The organism is Pseudomonas sp. BN515, from assembly GCF_029873155.1.
Lineage (GTDB): Bacteria > Pseudomonadota > Gammaproteobacteria > Pseudomonadales > Pseudomonadaceae > Metapseudomonas.
This window is the reverse complement of sequence record NZ_SSOH01000022.1, coordinates 1-17,627: the sequence shown is the minus strand read 5'-3', so window position 1 is coordinate 17,627 and position 17,627 is coordinate 1. Positions and strand designations below refer to the sequence as shown.

The following is a 17,627-nucleotide window of genomic DNA, read 5'->3' as shown; positions in this document are numbered from 1 at the left end:
GGTCACGTTGACCATGGCAAGACCACTCTGACTGCTGCTCTGACCAAGGTCTGCTCCGAGACCTGGGGCGGTTCCGCTCGCGCTTTCGACCAGATCGACAACGCGCCGGAAGAGAAGGCTCGCGGTATCACCATCAACACCTCCCACGTTGAGTACGATTCCGCTGTTCGTCACTACGCTCACGTTGACTGCCCCGGTCACGCTGACTACGTGAAGAACATGATCACCGGTGCTGCGCAGATGGACGGCGCTATCCTGGTTTGCTCGGCTGCTGACGGCCCCATGCCGCAGACCCGCGAGCACATCCTGCTGTCCCGTCAGGTGGGTGTTCCTTACATCGTCGTGTTCCTGAACAAGGCCGACATGGTTGACGACGCCGAGCTGCTGGAACTGGTCGAAATGGAAGTTCGCGACCTGCTGAACACCTACGATTTCCCGGGCGACGACACTCCGATCATCATCGGTTCCGCTCTGATGGCCCTGGAAGGCAAGGACGACAACGAAATCGGCGTTTCCGCCGTTCGTAAGCTGGTTGAGACCCTGGACTCCTACATTCCGGAGCCGGTGCGTGCCATCGATCAGCCGTTCCTGCTGCCGATCGAAGACGTGTTCTCCATCTCCGGCCGCGGTACCGTGGTTACCGGTCGTGTTGAGCGCGGCATCGTCAAGGTTCAGGAAGAAGTCGAGATCGTCGGCATTCGTGCGACCACCAAGACCACCTGCACCGGCGTTGAAATGTTCCGCAAGCTGCTCGACGAAGGTCGTGCCGGTGAGAACGTTGGCGTCCTGCTGCGCGGCACCAAGCGTGACGACGTAGAGCGTGGTCAGGTTCTGGCCAAGCCGGGCACCATCAAGCCGCACACCAAGTTCGAGTGCGAAGTGTACGTGCTGTCCAAGGAAGAAGGCGGTCGTCACACCCCGTTCTTCAAGGGCTACCGTCCGCAGTTCTACTTCCGTACCACTGACGTGACCGGTAACTGCGAACTGCCGGAAGGCGTAGAGATGGTAATGCCGGGCGACAACATCAAGATGGTTGTCACCCTGATCGCTCCGATCGCCATGGAAGATGGCCTGCGCTTCGCGATCCGCGAAGGCGGCCGTACCGTTGGTGCCGGCGTTGTAGCCAAGATCATCGAATAACGACTTGATCTTGGTCTGTCAGGTCGGCATAATGGTCGGCCTGACTTTGTTACAGGCCAGTAGCTCAATTGGCAGAGCGGCGGTCTCCAAAACCGCAGGTTGGGGGTTCGATTCCCTCCTGGCCTGCCAGATTCCAAGAAAGAGAATCTGGCATTTCTCCTCACAGGATCCTAGCTGATGAATGCCAAGGCTGAAGCCAAAGAAACACGCTTCGACGTTCTGAAGTGGGTCGTTGTGGTGGCTCTTGTCGCTGTTGGTGTGGTCGGCAATCAGTATTTCTCCGCTGAGCCGATCCTGTACCGTGTCCTCGCGCTGCTCGCTCTTGCTGCTGTTGCTGCTGTTGTGGCCCTGCAGACTGCCAAGGGTCAGGCTTTCTTTGTTCTCGCCAAGGAAGCGCGCGCAGAAATCCGCAAGGTTGTTTGGCCGACCCGTCAGGAAACCACCCAGACCACTCTGATTGTTGTGGCTGTCGTGCTGGTAATGGCGCTGCTGTTGTGGGGGCTTGATACCCTGCTCGGCTGGCTTGTTTCGTTGATTGTTGGTTAATAGGTGCGCCGTGGCTAAGCGTTGGTACGTTGTGCATGCTTACTCGGGTTACGAGAAGCATGTCATGCGCTCGCTGATCGAGCGCGTCAAGCTGGCTGGCATGGAAGACGAGTTCGGCGAAATTCTGGTTCCCACTGAAGAAGTGGTGGAAATGCGCAATGGCCAGAAGCGCAAGAGCGAGCGTAAGTTCTTCCCTGGTTATGTGCTGGTCCAGATGGAAATGAATGAGGCGACTTGGCACCTGATCAAGGATACGCCGCGCGTCATGGGTTTCATCGGCGGTACTGCCGACAAGCCTGCGCCGATTACTGAGAAAGAAGCTGAGGCTATCCTGCGTCGCGTTGCCGACAGCGGTGACAAGCCGAAGCCGAAGACTCTGTTCGAGCCGGGTGAGACTGTTCGAGTCATCGATGGTCCGTTTGCGGACTTCAATGGTGTCGTTGAAGAAGTCAACTACGAGAAGAGCCGGATCCAAGTGGCCGTGCTCATCTTCGGCCGCTCTACGCCGGTAGAGCTGGAGTTCAGTCAGGTCGAGAAGGCTTAACTGACAATGGCATCCCAACCCCGCAGCCCTAGGTTGCGGGGTTTTGTCGTCACTGGGATAAACGCGAAAGCAATCGGGGAGCCTTCGGGCGCTAGAACCCGTAACTGGAGTTATACATGGCTAAGAAGATTCAAGCTTATATCAAGCTGCAAGTGAAGGCCGGTCAGGCCAACCCGTCGCCGCCGGTCGGCCCCGCTCTGGGTCAACACGGCGTGAACATCATGGAATTCTGCAAGGCGTTCAACGCCAAGACCCAGGGCCTCGAGCCGGGTCTGCCGACTCCCGTGATCATCACCGTATACAGCGACCGCAGCTTCACCTTTGAGACCAAGAGCACCCCGGCTTCCGTGCTGCTGAAAAAAGCGGCCGGCATCGCCAGTGGCTCGCCGCGTCCGAACACCCAGAAAGTAGGCACCGTTACCCGTGCTCAGCTGGAAGAGATCGCCAAAGCCAAGAAGGCTGATCTCACTGCAGCTGACCTGGACGCGGCCGTGCGTAGCATCGCCGGTTCCGCTCGTAGCATGGGCCTGAACGTGGAGGGTGTGTAATGGCTAAGCTGACCAAGCGCCAAAAGGCAATCGCCGAGAAAGTAGAAGCTGGCAAACAGTACGGCTTCGAAGACGCCGCCAAGCTGCTGGCTGAGCTGGCGACCTCCAAGTTCAAAGAGTCCGTGGACGTGTCCATCAACCTGGGCGTCGATCCGCGTAAATCCGACCAGGTCGTTCGTGGTGCCACCGTTCTGCCGAACGGCACTGGCAAGAGCGTCCGCGTTGCCGTGTTCACCCAGGGTCCGGCCGCTGAAGCCGCTCTGGCTGCCGGCGCCGAGAAAGTCGGCATGGACGAGCTCGCTGCCGAGATGAAAGCCGGCGATCTGAACTACGACGTGGTAATCGCTTCTCCGGACGCGATGCGTGTCGTTGGTCAGCTGGGCCAGATCCTCGGTCCGCGCGGCCTGATGCCGAACCCGAAGGTTGGTACCGTGACTCCGGACGTGGCTACTGCCGTGAAGAACGCCAAGGCTGGTCAGGTACGTTTCCGTACCGACAAGAACGGCATCATTCACGCTTCCGTCGGCAAGGTCGACTTCGAGCCGATCAAGCTGAAGCAGAACGTTGAAGCTCTGCTGGCTGACCTGAAGCGTCTGAAGCCGTCCACCTCCAAGGGTGTGTACCTGAAGCGCGTGACCCTGAGCACCACCATGGGCCCGGGTCTGCAGATCGATCAGGCTTCCCTCGAAGGCTAAGTGATAAAGGCGCGGCGGATTCGTCCGTCGCGCCAGGTATTGGGGTCCCTGCCTGGCGGGGGCTATCCAAGACCGTAGGCGGCGCGAGCCTCAAACCGGGAAGCGATTTCCGAGCCTACGCAGATGGTGCTCCCGATTCGTTTACCGAATCAGACACCAAAACGCCGTCCGGCTCCGGCTGGACGAAACGGTAACATCCAGGAGTTAGACCCGTGGCAATTAAACTCGAAGACAAGAAGGCCATCGTCGCTGAAGTCAACGAGGCTGCCAAAGCTGGCCTGTCCGCTGTCGTGGCTGATGCCCGTGGCGTGACCGTAGCCGCTATGACCGGACTCCGTAAAGAGGCCCGCGAGGCTGGTGTGTACGTGCGTGTCGTGCGTAACACCCTGGCTCGCCGCGCCGTTGCTGGCACTCAGTTCGAAGTGCTCAACGACGTGTTCAAAGGCCCGACCCTGATCGCGTTCTCCAATGAACATCCGGGCGCTGCTGCTCGTATCTTCAAGGATTTCGCCAAGGGTCAGGACAAGTTCGAGATCAAGGCCGCTGCATTCGAGGGCCAGTTCCTCGCAGCCAATCAGATCGACGTACTGGCGACCCTGCCGACCTACAACGAAGCCGTTGCACAGCTGATGAGCGTTATCCAAGGCGCTACCAGCAAGCTGGCTCGTACTCTGGCGGCAATTCGCGACCAGAAAGAAGGCGCTGCTGCCTGATCCGGGCCGCATAACCCTCTTTCAAGCTGAATCTTTCAAAATTTTGATGGCCGCATAGGCTGTCCACCTATACAGGAATTAGAGTCATGGCTCTGACCAACGAAGACATCATCAACGCCGTATCCGAAATGTCCGTCATGCAGATCGTTGAACTGATCAAGGCGATGGAAGAGAAGTTCGGTGTTACCGCTGCTGCTGCCGTTGCCGCTGGCCCGGCTGCTGCCGCTGCTGTTGTTGAAGAACAAACCGAGTTCAACATCATCCTGACCGAATCCGGCGATAAGAAAGTGAACGTGATCAAAGTCGTTCGCGAACTGACCGGTCTGGGTCTGAAAGAAGCCAAGGCAGTTGTTGACGGCGCCCCGGGCGTTGTTAAAGAAGGCGCTTCGAAAGAAGAAGCCGAAGCTGCCAAGAAGGCCCTGGAAGAAGCTGGCGCCAAAGTCGAGCTCAAGTAAGCGACGACCTTGCGTCAACAGCCTCCGCGCTTCGCGCAAGGCTGACGGCTGGTGGCTTATGCCACCGGCCTTTTTCCGTTCTAGGTGGTTGTCTCCGGACGCCGCCTGGCACGTGACCCGACCTCCAGTGGGAGGCGGAGCAAACCAAGGGGTTTGCACGATTTTCTGGCTACTCCCGTCGGAGGGGCCAAACAAGCAGGTGACCAAGCTGGGGAACGCTGATGGCTTACTCATACACTGAGAAAAAACGTATCCGCAAAGACTTTAGCAAGTTGCCGGACGTCATGGATGTACCCTACCTCCTGGCCATCCAGCTGGATTCGTATCGCGAATTCCTGCAGGCGGGAGTCAGCAAAGAGCAATTCCGTGACATCGGCCTGCACGCGGCCTTCAAGTCTGTTTTCCCGATCATCAGCTATTCCGGCAACGCCGCTCTGGAATATGTCGGCTATCGTCTGGGCGAGCCGGCGTTCGATGTCAAGGAATGCGTGCTGCGTGGCGTGACCTTCGCCGTGCCGCTGCGGGTAAAAGTCCGTCTGATCATTTTCGACAAAGAGTCGTCGAACAAAGCGATCAAGGACATCAAGGAACAAGAAGTCTACATGGGGGAAATCCCCCTGATGACCGAGAACGGTACCTTCATCATCAACGGTACCGAGCGCGTCATCGTCTCCCAGCTGCACCGTTCGCCGGGTGTGTTCTTCGACCACGACCGTGGCAAGACCCACAGCTCGGGCAAGCTGCTGTACTCCGCTCGTATCATCCCCTACCGCGGTTCCTGGCTGGACTTCGAGTTCGATCCGAAGGACTGCGTGTTCGTTCGTATCGACCGTCGCCGCAAACTGCCGGCCACCGTCCTGCTGCGTGCGCTGAACTACAGCACTGAAGAAGTGCTGAATGCCTTCTATGCAACCAACGTCTTCCACGTGAAGGGCGAAGGTCTGCACCTGGAACTGGTTCCGCAGCGTCTGCGTGGCGAAATCGCCGTGTTCGACATCAAGGACCAGAACGGCAAGGTGATCGTGGAGCAGGGGCGTCGTATTACCGCCCGCCACATCAACCAGCTGGAGAAGGCTGGCATCAAAGAGCTGGAAGTCCCGATGGACTACGTGCTTGGCCGTACCTCTGCCAAGGCCATCGTGCATCCGGCTACTGGCGAAATCATCGCCGAGTGCAACACCGAGCTGACCACCGACCTGCTGGTGAAAATCGCCAAGGCCCAGGTTGTCCGCATCGAAACTCTGTACACCAACGACATCGACTGCGGTCCGTTCATTTCGGACACCCTGAAGATCGACTCCACCGGCAACCAGCTGGAAGCCCTGGTCGAGATCTACCGCATGATGCGTCCTGGCGAGCCGCCGACCAAGGAAGCTGCCGAAACCCTGTTCAACAACCTGTTCTTCAGCGCCGAGCGTTACGACCTGTCCGCCGTGGGCCGCATGAAGTTCAACCGTCGTATCGGTCGCACCGAGATCGAAGGTTCGGGCGTGCTGAGCAAGGAAGACATCGTTGACGTACTGAAGACCCTGGTCGACATCCGTAACGGCAAGGGCATCGTCGACGACATCGACCACCTGGGTAACCGTCGCGTGCGTTGCGTCGGCGAGATGGCCGAGAACCAGTTCCGTGTTGGCCTGGTGCGCGTCGAGCGCGCGGTCAAGGAACGTCTGTCGATGGCCGAAAGCGAAGGCCTGATGCCGCAAGACCTGATCAATGCCAAGCCGGTGGCTGCTGCGATCAAGGAATTCTTCGGCTCCAGCCAGCTGTCCCAGTTCATGGACCAGAACAACCCTCTCTCCGAAATCACCCACAAGCGCCGCGTTTCCGCACTCGGCCCAGGTGGTCTGACTCGTGAGCGCGCGGGCTTCGAGGTTCGTGACGTACACCCGACCCACTACGGCCGTGTGTGCCCGATCGAAACCCCTGAAGGTCCGAACATCGGCCTGATCAACTCCCTGGCGACCTACGCCCGCACCAATCAGTACGGCTTCCTGGAAAGCCCGTACCGCGTTGTGAAGGGTACCCAGGTCACCGACGACATCGTCTTCCTCTCCGCTATCGAAGAGGCTGATCACGTCATCGCTCAGGCATCGGCAACGATGAACGAGCAGGGTCAACTGATCGACGAGTTGGTAGCCGTACGTCACCTGAACGAATTCACCGTGAAGGCGCCGGAAGACGTGACCCTGATGGACGTCTCTCCGAAGCAGGTCGTTTCCGTCGCTGCCTCGCTGATTCCGTTCCTCGAGCACGACGACGCCAACCGCGCACTCATGGGCTCGAACATGCAGCGTCAGGCCGTGCCGACCCTGCGTGCCGACAAGCCTCTGGTAGGTACCGGCATGGAGCGCAACGTTGCGCGCGACTCCGGTGTCTGCGTCGTAGCCCGTCGTGGCGGCGTGATCGACTCGGTCGACGCCAGCCGTATCGTGGTTCGTGTCAACGATGACGAAGTCGAGACTGGCGAAGCCGGTGTCGACATCTACAACCTGACCAAATACACCCGTTCCAACCAGAACACCTGCATCAACCAGCGTCCGCTGGTGCAGAAGGGTGATGTGGTCGCTCGCGCCGACATCCTCGCTGATGGTCCGTCCACCGACATGGGTGAGCTCGCCCTGGGTCAGAACATGCGCGTCGCGTTCATGCCCTGGAACGGTTTCAACTTCGAGGACTCCATCTGCCTGTCCGAGCGCGTGGTCCAGGAAGATCGCTTCACCACCATCCACATCCAGGAACTGACCTGTGTGGCGCGTGACACCAAGCTCGGTCCAGAAGAAATCACCGCGGACATCCCTAACGTGGGCGAAGCTGCGCTGAACAAGCTGGACGAAGCCGGTATCGTCTACGTCGGTGCTGAAGTTCAGGCTGGCGACATCCTGGTCGGCAAGGTCACTCCGAAAGGCGAGACCCAGCTCACTCCGGAAGAGAAGCTGCTGCGCGCGATCTTCGGTGAGAAGGCGTCCGACGTGAAGGACACCTCCCTGCGCGTGCCGACTGGCACCAAGGGTACCGTAATCGACGTCCAGGTCTTCACTCGTGACGGTGTCGAGCGCGACTCCCGTGCGCTGTCCATCGAGAAGATGCAGCTGGACGAGATCCGCAAGGACCTGAACGAAGAGTTCCGTATCGTCGAAGGCGCTACCTTCGAGCGTCTGCGTTCCGCGCTGGTCGGCCAGGTTGCCGAAGGCGGCGCCGGCGTGAAGAAAGGCACCGAGATCACCGACGAGTACCTCGACGGCCTCGAGCGCGGCCAGTGGTTCAAGCTGCGCATGGCTGAAGACGCACTGAACGAGCAGCTGGAAAAGGCTCAGGCTTACCTGTCCGACCGTCGCCAGATGCTGGATGACAAGTTCGAAGACAAGAAACGCAAGCTGCAGCAGGGCGACGACCTGGCTCCGGGCGTGCTGAAGATCGTCAAGGTCTACCTGGCCATCAAGCGTCGCATCCAGCCGGGCGACAAGATGGCGGGCCGTCACGGTAACAAGGGTGTGGTCTCCGTGATCATGCCGGTCGAAGACATGCCCCACGACGCCAACGGTACTCCGGTGGACATCGTTCTGAACCCGCTGGGCGTACCGTCTCGTATGAACGTCGGTCAGATCCTCGAAACCCACCTGGGCCTCGCGGCCAAGGGTCTGGGCGAGAAGATCAACCGCATGCTCGAAGAGCAGCGCAAGATCGCTGAGCTCCGTGAATTCCTGCACGAGATCTACAACGAGATCGGCGGTCGTCAGGAAAACCTGAACGAGCTGAGCGACCAGGAGATCCTGGACCTGGCGAAGAACCTGAAGGGCGGCGTTCCCATGGCCACCCCGGTGTTCGACGGCGCCAAGGAAAGCGAGATCAAGTCCATGCTGAAGCTCGCTGACCTGCCGGAAAGCGGTCAGATGCGTCTGTTCGACGGTCGTACCGGCAATCAGTTCGAGCGTCCGACCACCGTCGGCTACATGTACATGCTCAAGCTGAACCACCTGGTCGACGACAAGATGCACGCACGTTCCACCGGTTCTTACAGCCTGGTTACCCAGCAGCCGCTGGGTGGTAAGGCGCAGTTCGGTGGCCAGCGTTTCGGGGAGATGGAGGTCTGGGCACTGGAAGCCTACGGCGCCGCCTACACCCTGCAGGAAATGCTGACCGTGAAGTCGGACGACGTGAACGGCCGGACCAAGATGTACAAAAACATCGTGGACGGCGATCACCGCATGGAGGCCGGCATGCCCGAGTCCTTCAACGTGCTGATCAAAGAGATCCGCTCGCTCGGCATCGACATCGAACTGGAAACCGAATAACACGCGACGCCCAAAACGCTACGGCTGGTCAAGGCCGGCCGTAGCGGGTCCGTGAGGAGGAAAGGCCTTGAAAGACTTGCTGAATCTGTTGAAAAACCAGGGTCAAATCGAAGAGTTCGATGCCATCCGTATTGGTCTGGCCTCGCCCGAGATGATCCGTTCCTGGTCCTTCGGTGAAGTGAAGAAGCCGGAGACCATCAACTACCGTACCTTCAAGCCGGAGCGCGATGGCCTGTTCTGCGCCAAGATCTTCGGCCCAGTGAAGGACTACGAGTGCCTGTGCGGTAAGTACAAGCGCCTCAAGCACCGCGGTGTGATCTGCGAGAAGTGCGGCGTTGAAGTCGCCCTGGCCAAAGTGCGCCGCGAGCGCATGGGCCACATCGAGCTGGCTTCGCCCGTTGCCCACATCTGGTTCCTGAAGTCCCTGCCGTCCCGTATCGGCCTGCTGCTGGACATGACCCTGCGTGACATCGAGCGCGTGCTCTATTTCGAGAGCTACGTGGTGATCGATCCGGGCATGACCACCCTGGAGAAAGGCCAACTGCTGAACGACGAGCAGTACTTCGAAGCCCTCGAAGAGTTCGGTGACGACTTCGATGCCCGCATGGGTGCCGAGGCCGTTCGCGAGCTGCTCAACGCTATCGATCTGGAGCACGAGATCGGCCGCCTGCGCGAAGAAATTCCGCAGACCAACTCGGAAACCAAGATCAAGAAGCTGTCCAAACGCCTGAAGCTGATGGAAGCCTTCAAGGACTCCGGCAACCACCCCGAGTGGATGGTACTGACCGTCCTGCCGGTGCTGCCGCCGGACCTGCGTCCGCTGGTTCCGCTGGATGGCGGTCGCTTCGCGACTTCCGACCTGAACGATCTGTATCGTCGCGTCATCAACCGTAACAACCGTCTGAAGCGCCTGCTCGACCTGGCCGCTCCGGACATCATCGTGCGCAACGAAAAGCGCATGCTGCAGGAAGCTGTCGACGCCCTGCTGGACAACGGCCGCCGTGGCCGTGCCATCACCGGTTCGAACAAGCGCCCGCTGAAATCCCTGGCTGACATGATCAAGGGTAAGCAAGGTCGCTTCCGTCAGAACCTGCTCGGTAAGCGCGTTGACTACTCCGGCCGTTCGGTAATTACCGTAGGTCCGACCCTGCGTCTGCACCAGTGCGGTCTGCCCAAGAAGATGGCTCTGGAGCTGTTCAAGCCGTTCATCTTCGGCAAGCTGGAAGCCCGCGGCATGGCCACCACCATCAAGGCGGCCAAGAAGATGGTCGAGCGCGAACTGCCCGAGGTCTGGGACGTTCTCGCCGAAGTCATTCGCGAACACCCGGTACTGCTGAACCGTGCGCCGACCCTGCACCGTCTTGGCATCCAGGCGTTCGAGCCGGTACTGATCGAAGGCAAGGCCATCCAGCTGCACCCGCTGGTCTGCGCCGCGTACAACGCCGACTTCGACGGTGACCAGATGGCCGTTCACGTCCCGCTGACCCTCGAGGCCCAGCTGGAAGCGCGCGCGCTGATGATGTCCACCAACAACATCCTCTCGCCTGCCAACGGCGAGCCGATCATCGTTCCGTCGCAGGACGTGGTTCTGGGTCTGTACTACATGACCCGTGAAGCCGTTAACGCCAAGGGCGAAGGTCGCGTGTTCGCGGACCTGCAGGAAGTCGACCGCGTGTTCCGCGCCGGTGAAGCGTCCCTGCACGCCCGTGTGAAAGTACGCATCAACGAGACCGTGAAGGACAAGGACGGCTCCATCACCAAGAACACCCGCATCGTCGACACCACTGTCGGCCGTGCGCTGCTGTTCCAGGTGGTCCCGGCCGGCCTGTCGTACGACGTGGTCAACCAGCCGATGAAGAAGAAGGCGATCTCCAAGCTGATCAACCAGTGCTATCGCGTGGTAGGTCTGAAGGACACCGTCATCTTCGCTGACCAGCTGATGTACACCGGTTTCGCCTACTCCACCATTTCCGGTGTTTCCATCGGCGTGAATGACTTTGTCATTCCGGACGAGAAGGCTCGCATCATCGATGCCGCCACCGAGGAAGTGAAAGAGATCGAGTCCCAGTACGCCTCCGGCCTGGTAACCCAGGGCGAGAAGTACAACAAGGTGATCGACCTTTGGTCCAAGGCCAACGACGAAGTGTCCAAGGCGATGATGGCCAACCTCTCGAAAGAGAAGGTTGTCGATCGCGAGGGCAAGGAAGTCGACCAGGAGTCCTTCAACTCCATGTACATGATGGCGGACTCCGGTGCGCGGGGTTCCGCGGCCCAGATCCGTCAGCTGGCCGGTATGCGTGGCCTGATGGCCAAGCCGGACGGCTCCATCATTGAAACCCCGATCACCGCGAACTTCCGTGAAGGCCTGAACGTACTCCAGTACTTCATCTCCACTCACGGTGCTCGTAAAGGTCTGGCGGATACCGCACTGAAGACCGCGAACTCCGGTTACCTGACTCGTCGTCTGGTCGACGTCGCCCAGGACCTGGTAGTGACCGAGGTCGACTGCGGCACCGAGCACGGTCTGCTGATGACCCCGCACATCGAAGGCGGCGACGTCGTCGAGCCTCTGGGTGAGCGCGTACTGGGCCGTGTCATTGCCCGTGACGTGTTCAAGCCGGGCTCCGATGAAGTCATTGTACCGGCCGGTACTCTGGTCGATGAGCAGTGGGTTGAATTCATCGAGCGCATGAGCGTCGACGAAGTGATCGTGCGTTCCCCGATCAGTTGCGAAACCCGCTACGGCATCTGCGCCAAGTGCTACGGTCGTGACCTGGCGCGTGGCCACCAGGTGAACATCGGTGAAGCGGTCGGCGTAATCGCCGCCCAGTCCATCGGTGAGCCGGGTACCCAGCTGACCATGCGTACCTTCCACATCGGTGGTGCAGCCAGCCGTACTTCCGCAGCCGACAACGTCCAGGTGAAGAACGGCGGTACCATCCGCCTGCATAACCTGAAGCACGTCGAGAACCTCAACGGCCATCTGGTTGCCGTATCCCGTTCCGGCGAGCTGGCCGTGGCCGACGACTTCGGTCGCGAGCGCGAGCGTTACAAGCTGCCGTATGGTGCTGTGATCTCCGTCAAGGAAGGCGACAAGGTTGATCCGGGCGCCATCGTTGCCAAGTGGGACCCGCACACCCACCCGATCGTGACCGAAATGAAGGGTACCGTTACCTTCGTCGGCATGGAGGAGGGCATCACCATCAAGCGCCAGACCGACGAACTGACCGGTCTGACCAACATCGAGGTTCTGGATCCGAAGGATCGTCCGGCTGCTGGCAAGGACATTCGTCCGGCCGTGAAGCTGGTCGACGCCAATGGCAAGGAACTGCTGCTGCCGGGTACCGACGTTCCCGCCCAGTACTTCCTGCCGGCGAACGCCCTGGTTGGCGTGGCCGACGGTTCGCAAGTGGGCGTGGGTGACGTTATCGCCCGTATCCCGCAGGAAACCTCGAAGACCCGCGACATCACCGGTGGTCTGCCGCGCGTTGCCGACCTGTTCGAAGCTCGCCGTCCGAAAGAGCCTTCGATCCTGGCGGAAATCAGCGGCACCATCTCCTTCGGCAAGGAGACCAAAGGCAAGCGCCGTCTGGTCATCACTCCGAACGATGGCAGCGATCCGTACGAGGAGCTGATTCCGAAGTGGCGTCACCTGAACGTGTTCGAAGGCGAACAGGTGAACCGCGGCGAAGTTATCTCCGACGGCCCGAGCAACCCGCACGACATCCTGCGCCTGCTGGGTGTCAGCGCGCTGGCCAAGTACATCGTCAACGAGATCCAGGACGTGTACCGCCTGCAGGGCGTGAAGATCAACGACAAGCACATCGAAACCATCCTGCGTCAGATGCTGCGCAAGGTCGAGATTGCGGAGTCCGGTGATTCCAGCTTCATCAAGGGCGACCAGATGGAACTGACCCAGGTACTGGAAGAGAACGAGCGTCTGGCGACCGAAGATCGCTTCATCGCCAAGTTTGAACGCGTCCTGCTGGGTATCACCAAGGCCTCGCTGTCCACCGAGTCGTTTATCTCCGCGGCGTCCTTCCAGGAAACCACCCGCGTCCTCACCGAGGCGGCGGTTACCGGCAAGCGCGACTACCTGCGCGGCCTGAAGGAAAACGTCGTTGTGGGTCGACTGATCCCGGCCGGTACCGGTCTGGCCTACCACAGCGAGCGCAAGCGTCAGCGCGAAGCCGGCAAGCCGGTTCGCGTAAGCGCGAGCGAAGTGGAAGCAGCGCTGACCGAAGCGCTGAACTCCAGCAGCAACTAAGAGCGATGTCCCCTGGAGGCCCTGGCCTTCAGGGGGCTTTGCCTTGACGGGGGCATTCAGTCTCTTTAGACTCATGCACCCCTAAATTTGACAGGGCGTATTGCCCTGTCATTTTGTTTATGTCGAAAGACAACAGTGGAGCTATAGATGGCAACTATTAACCAGCTGGTGCGTAAGCCGCGCAGCCGTATCGTCGAGAAATCCGACGTACCTGCGCTGCAAAACTGCCCGCAGCGTCGCGGCGTTTGCACCCGCGTCTACACCACTACGCCGAAGAAGCCGAACTCTGCACTCCGTAAGGTTTGCCGTGTTCGCCTGACCAACGGCTACGAAGTGACTTCGTACATCGGTGGTGAAGGTCACAACCTGCAAGAGCACAGCGTAGTGCTGATCCGTGGCGGTCGTGTAAAGGACCTTCCGGGTGTGCGTTACCACACTGTGCGCGGTTCGCTGGATACCACCGGCGTTAAAGACCGTAAGCAGGGTCGTTCCAAGTACGGTACCAAGCGTCCGAAGTAATTCGGTGCTGATCAATTTTCATATTCATTGAGTCGATAAGAGTAAGGTCGGGCGTAACCGAATGGTTATGGTCCCGGGCTAACCTGAAGACCGTTTGAGGGCTTATCAATGCCAAGACGTCGTGTAGCAGCCAAGCGTGAGATTCTGGACGATCCGAAATACGGAAGCCTGATTCTCGCCAAGTTCATGAACCACGTGATGGAAAGCGGCAAGAAGGCCGTAGCCGAGCGCATCGTTTACGGTGCCCTGGATACCGTCAAAGCACGCAAGAACAGCGATCCCCTGGAAGTCTTCGAGAAAGCTCTCGACGCCATCGCTCCGCTGGTCGAAGTAAAGTCCCGCCGTGTAGGCGGTGCCACTTACCAGGTTCCGGTCGAAGTTCGCCCGTCCCGTCGTAATGCCCTGGCCATGCGCTGGCTGGTTGAGTCCGCGCGCAAGCGTGGTGAGAAATCCATGGCCCTGCGTCTCGCAGGCGAGCTGCTGGATGCCTTCGATGGCAAAGGCGCTGCTGTCAAGAAGCGTGAAGACGTGCACCGCATGGCAGAGGCCAACAAGGCCTTCTCGCATTATCGCTTCTAATCTAGCGAGGATTTTTTCGTGGCTCGTACAACCCCTATCAACCGCTACCGTAACATCGGTATCTGCGCACACGTAGATGCCGGTAAGACCACCACTACGGAGCGGATCCTGTTCTACACAGGTCTCAGCCACAAAATGGGTGAGGTGCACGACGGCGCCGCCACTACCGACTGGATGGTTCAGGAGCAGGAGCGTGGTATCACCATTACCTCCGCTGCCGTGACCACCTTCTGGAAAGGTTCTCGTGGCCAGTTCGACAACTACCGCGTCAACGTAATCGACACCCCCGGTCACGTTGACTTCACCATCGAAGTAGAGCGCTCCCTGCGCGTGCTCGACGGTGCTGTCGTTGTGTTCTGTGGTACTTCCGGTGTTGAGCCTCAGTCCGAAACCGTCTGGCGTCAGGCCAACAAGTATGGCGTGCCGCGCGTTGTCTACGTCAACAAGATGGACCGCGCCGGTGCCAACTTCCTGCGCGTAGTCGGTCAGATCAAGAACCGTTTGGGTCACACCCCGGTTCCGGTTCAGCTGGCAATTGGCGCTGAAGATGACTTCCAGGGCCAGATCGACCTCATCAAGATGAAGGCGATTTACTGGAACGAAGACGACAAGGGTACTACCTACCGTGAGGAGGAGATCCCTGCCGAGCTTCAGGAGCTGGCTGAAGAGTGGCGCAACAACATGGTTGAAGCCGCCGCCGAAGCCAACGAAGAGCTGATGAACAAGTACCTGGAAGAGGGTGAGCTGACTGCCGAGGAAATCAAGGCTGGTCTGCGTGCTCGTACTCTCGCCAGCGAAATCGTTCCGGCCGTTTGTGGCTCTTCCTTCAAGAACAAGGGCGTGCCCCTGGTTCTGGACGCCGTGATCGACTTCCTGCCTGCTCCGACCGAGATCCCGCCGATTCAGGGCGTCCATCCGGACAGCACTGATGACAACGAGATCCAGGACGAGCGTCGTGCCGACGACTCCGAGCCGTTCTCGGCTCTGGCGTTCAAGATCGCGACCGACCCCTTCGTGGGCACCCTGACCTTCGCTCGTGTTTACTCCGGCGTGCTGTCCTCCGGCGACTCCGTGCTGAACTCGGTGAAGGGCAAGAAAGAGCGCGTTGGTCGGATGGTGCAGATGCACGCCAACCAGCGTGAAGAGATCAAGGAATGCCGCGCTGGCGACATCGCTGCCCTTATCGGCATGAAGGACGTCACCACTGGTGACACCCTGTGCGATATCGAGAAGCCGATCGTTCTTGAGCGCATGGACTTCCCGGAGCCTGTGATCTCGGTTGCTGTTGAGCCGAAGACCAAGGCTGACCAGGAGAAGATGGGTATCGCCCTCGGCAAACTGGCCCAGGAAGACCCGTCGTTCCGCGTCAAGACCGACGAAGAAACCGGCCAGACCATCATCTCCGGTATGGGTGAGCTGCACCTGGACATCATCGTTGACCGCATGAAGCGCGAGTTCGGCGTTGAGGCCAATATCGGCAAGCCGCAAGTGTCCTACCGCGAGACCATCTCCAAGGACAACGTCGAGATCGAAGGCAAGTTCGTTCGCCAGTCCGGTGGTCGTGGTCAGTTTGGTCACTGCTGGATTCGCTTCTCCTCCGCTGACGTGGACGAGAAAGGCAACATTGCCGAAGGTCTGGTGTTCACCAACGAAGTCGTGGGTGGTGTGGTACCGAAGGAATACATCCCTGCAATCCAGAAGGGCATCGAAGAGCAGATGAAGAACGGCGTTGTTGCCGGTTATCCGCTCATCGGCCTGAAGGCTACTGTGTTCGATGGTTCCTACCACGACGTCGACTCCAACGAGATGGCGTTCAAGATCGCTGCCTCCATGGCGACCAAGCAGCTGGCCCAGAAGGGCGGCGGTAAGGTGCTTGAGCCGATCATGAAGGTAGAGGTGGTGACCCCCGAGGACTACATGGGTGACGTGATGGGTGACCTGAACCGTCGTCGTGGTCTGATTCAGGGGATGGAAGACTCGGTTTCCGGTAAGGTTATTCGTGCCGAGGTTCCGCTGGGTGAGATGTTCGGTTATGCGACCGACGTTCGTTCCATGTCCCAGGGTCGCGCTAGCTACTCTATGGAATTCTCCAAATACGCCGAAGCTCCGTCGAACATCGTCGAAGCGCTGGTTAAAAAACAAGGTTGATTCAGCCCTTTAAGTAAGAGGTTTACTGTCGTGGCTAAGGAAAAATTTGAACGTAACAAACCGCACGTCAACGTCGGCACCATTGGTCACGTTGACCATGGCAAGACCACTCTGACTGCTGCTCTGACCAAGGTCTGCTCCGAGACCTGGGGCGGTTCCGCTCGCGCTTTCGACCAGATCGACAACGCGCCGGAAGAGAAGGCTCGCGGTATCACCATCAACACCTCCCACGTTGAGTACGATTCCGCTGTTCGTCACTACGCTCACGTTGACTGCCCCGGTCACGCTGACTACGTGAAGAACATGATCACCGGTGCTGCGCAGATGGACGGCGCTATCCTGGTTTGCTCGGCTGCTGACGGCCCCATGCCGCAGACCCGCGAGCACATCCTGCTGTCCCGTCAGGTGGGTGTTCCTTACATCGTCGTGTTCCTGAACAAGGCCGACATGGTTGACGACGCCGAGCTGCTGGAACTGGTCGAAATGGAAGTTCGCGACCTGCTGAACACCTACGATTTCCCGGGCGACGACACTCCGATCATCATCGGTTCCGCTCTGATGGCCCTGGAAGGCAAGGACGACAACGAAATCGGCGTTTCCGCCGTTCGTAAGCTGGTTGAGACCCTGGACTCCTACATTCCGGAGCCGGTGCGTGCCATCGATCAGCCGTTCCTGCTGCCGATCGAAGACGTGTTCTCCATCTCCGGCCGCGGTACCGTGGTTACCGGTCGTGTTGAGCGCGGCATCGTCAAGGTTCAGGAAGAAGTCGAGATCGTCGGCATTCGTGCGACCACCAAGACCACCTGCACCGGCGTTGAAATGTTCCGCAAGCTGCTCGACGAAGGTCGTGCCGGTGAGAACGTTGGCGTCCTGCTGCGCGGCACCAAGCGTGACGACGTAGAGCGTGGTCAGGTTCTGGCCAAGCCGGGCACCATCAAGCCGCACACCAAGTTCGAGTGCGAAGTGTACGTGCTGTCCAAGGAAGAAGGCGGTCGTCACACCCCGTTCTTCAAGGGCTACCGTCCGCAGTTCTACTTCCGTACCACTGACGTGACCGGTAACTGCGAACTGCCGGAAGGCGTAGAGATGGTAATGCCGGGCGACAACATCAAGATGGTTGTCACCCTGATCGCTCCGATCGCCATGGAAGATGGCCTGCGCTTCGCGATCCGCGAAGG

At 59.4% G+C, this 17,627-nt stretch carries 13 protein-coding genes and 1 tRNA gene; all 14 read left to right on the top strand.

The genetic code is table 11. The annotated features are described in order from the left end of the window. The coding region (gene tuf, locus E8E91_RS06010; protein WP_280375002.1) for an elongation factor Tu at positions 1–1,140 on the top strand (1,140 nt) is incomplete at its 5' end. A gap of 53 nt (positions 1,141–1,193) precedes the next feature. Then, a tRNA-Trp gene (locus E8E91_RS06005) sits at positions 1,194–1,269 on the top strand. Positions 1,270–1,317: 48 nt separating this feature from the next. Then, complete coding sequence (gene secE / locus E8E91_RS06000; RefSeq protein ID WP_151131566.1) at positions 1,318–1,686, top strand: preprotein translocase subunit SecE; 369 nt, start codon at positions 1,318–1,320, stop codon at positions 1,684–1,686. Between the two features lie 10 nt (positions 1,687–1,696). Next, complete coding sequence (gene nusG, locus E8E91_RS05995) at positions 1,697–2,230, top strand: transcription termination/antitermination protein NusG (protein ID WP_028630537.1); 534 nt, start codon at positions 1,697–1,699, stop codon at positions 2,228–2,230. A 116-nt stretch (positions 2,231–2,346) separates the two neighbouring features. Continuing rightward, entirely contained in the window at positions 2,347–2,778 is a 432-nt protein-coding gene (rplK, locus tag E8E91_RS05990) for a 50S ribosomal protein L11 (protein WP_003448698.1), read from the top strand. Continuing rightward, the gene (rplA, locus tag E8E91_RS05985; RefSeq protein ID WP_153917510.1) at positions 2,778–3,473 is read left to right on the top strand and encodes a 50S ribosomal protein L1; all 696 of its coding nucleotides are present in this window, start codon (positions 2,778–2,780) and stop codon (positions 3,471–3,473) included. Before rplK ends, rplA begins: the two co-directional genes overlap by 1 nt. 212 nt (positions 3,474–3,685) lie before the next feature. Next, a complete protein-coding gene (gene rplJ / locus E8E91_RS05980; RefSeq protein WP_077525954.1) occupies positions 3,686–4,186 on the top strand; it encodes a 50S ribosomal protein L10 in 501 nt (166 codons plus the stop codon). 86 nt (positions 4,187–4,272) lie between these two features. Then, positions 4,273–4,641, top strand: a complete 369-nt coding sequence (gene rplL, locus E8E91_RS05975; RefSeq protein ID WP_280375001.1) for a 50S ribosomal protein L7/L12 — start codon at positions 4,273–4,275, stop codon at positions 4,639–4,641. Positions 4,642–4,862: 221 nt separating this feature from the next. Next, positions 4,863–8,936, top strand: coding sequence for a DNA-directed RNA polymerase subunit beta (gene rpoB / locus E8E91_RS05970; protein WP_280375000.1), 4,074 nt, complete (start codon positions 4,863–4,865; stop codon positions 8,934–8,936). Positions 8,937–9,003: 67 nt separating this feature from the next. Beyond that, the gene (gene rpoC, locus E8E91_RS05965) at positions 9,004–13,203 is read left to right on the top strand and encodes a DNA-directed RNA polymerase subunit beta' (protein WP_280374999.1); all 4,200 of its coding nucleotides are present in this window, start codon (positions 9,004–9,006) and stop codon (positions 13,201–13,203) included. Between the two features lie 147 nt (positions 13,204–13,350). Then, positions 13,351–13,722, top strand: a complete 372-nt coding sequence (gene rpsL / locus E8E91_RS05960; RefSeq protein ID WP_003448708.1) for a 30S ribosomal protein S12 — start codon at positions 13,351–13,353, stop codon at positions 13,720–13,722. Positions 13,723–13,830: 108 nt separating this feature from the next. Then, on the top strand, positions 13,831–14,301 hold the full coding sequence (gene rpsG / locus E8E91_RS05955) for a 30S ribosomal protein S7 (RefSeq protein WP_280374998.1): 471 nt from the start codon (positions 13,831–13,833) through the stop codon (positions 14,299–14,301). Between the two features lie 18 nt (positions 14,302–14,319). Continuing rightward, entirely contained in the window at positions 14,320–16,449 is a 2,130-nt protein-coding gene (fusA, locus tag E8E91_RS05950) for an elongation factor G (RefSeq protein ID WP_280374997.1), read from the top strand. A 30-nt stretch (positions 16,450–16,479) separates the two neighbouring features. Next, the coding region (tuf, locus tag E8E91_RS05945; protein WP_280364816.1) for an elongation factor Tu at positions 16,480–17,627 on the top strand (1,148 nt) is incomplete at its 3' end.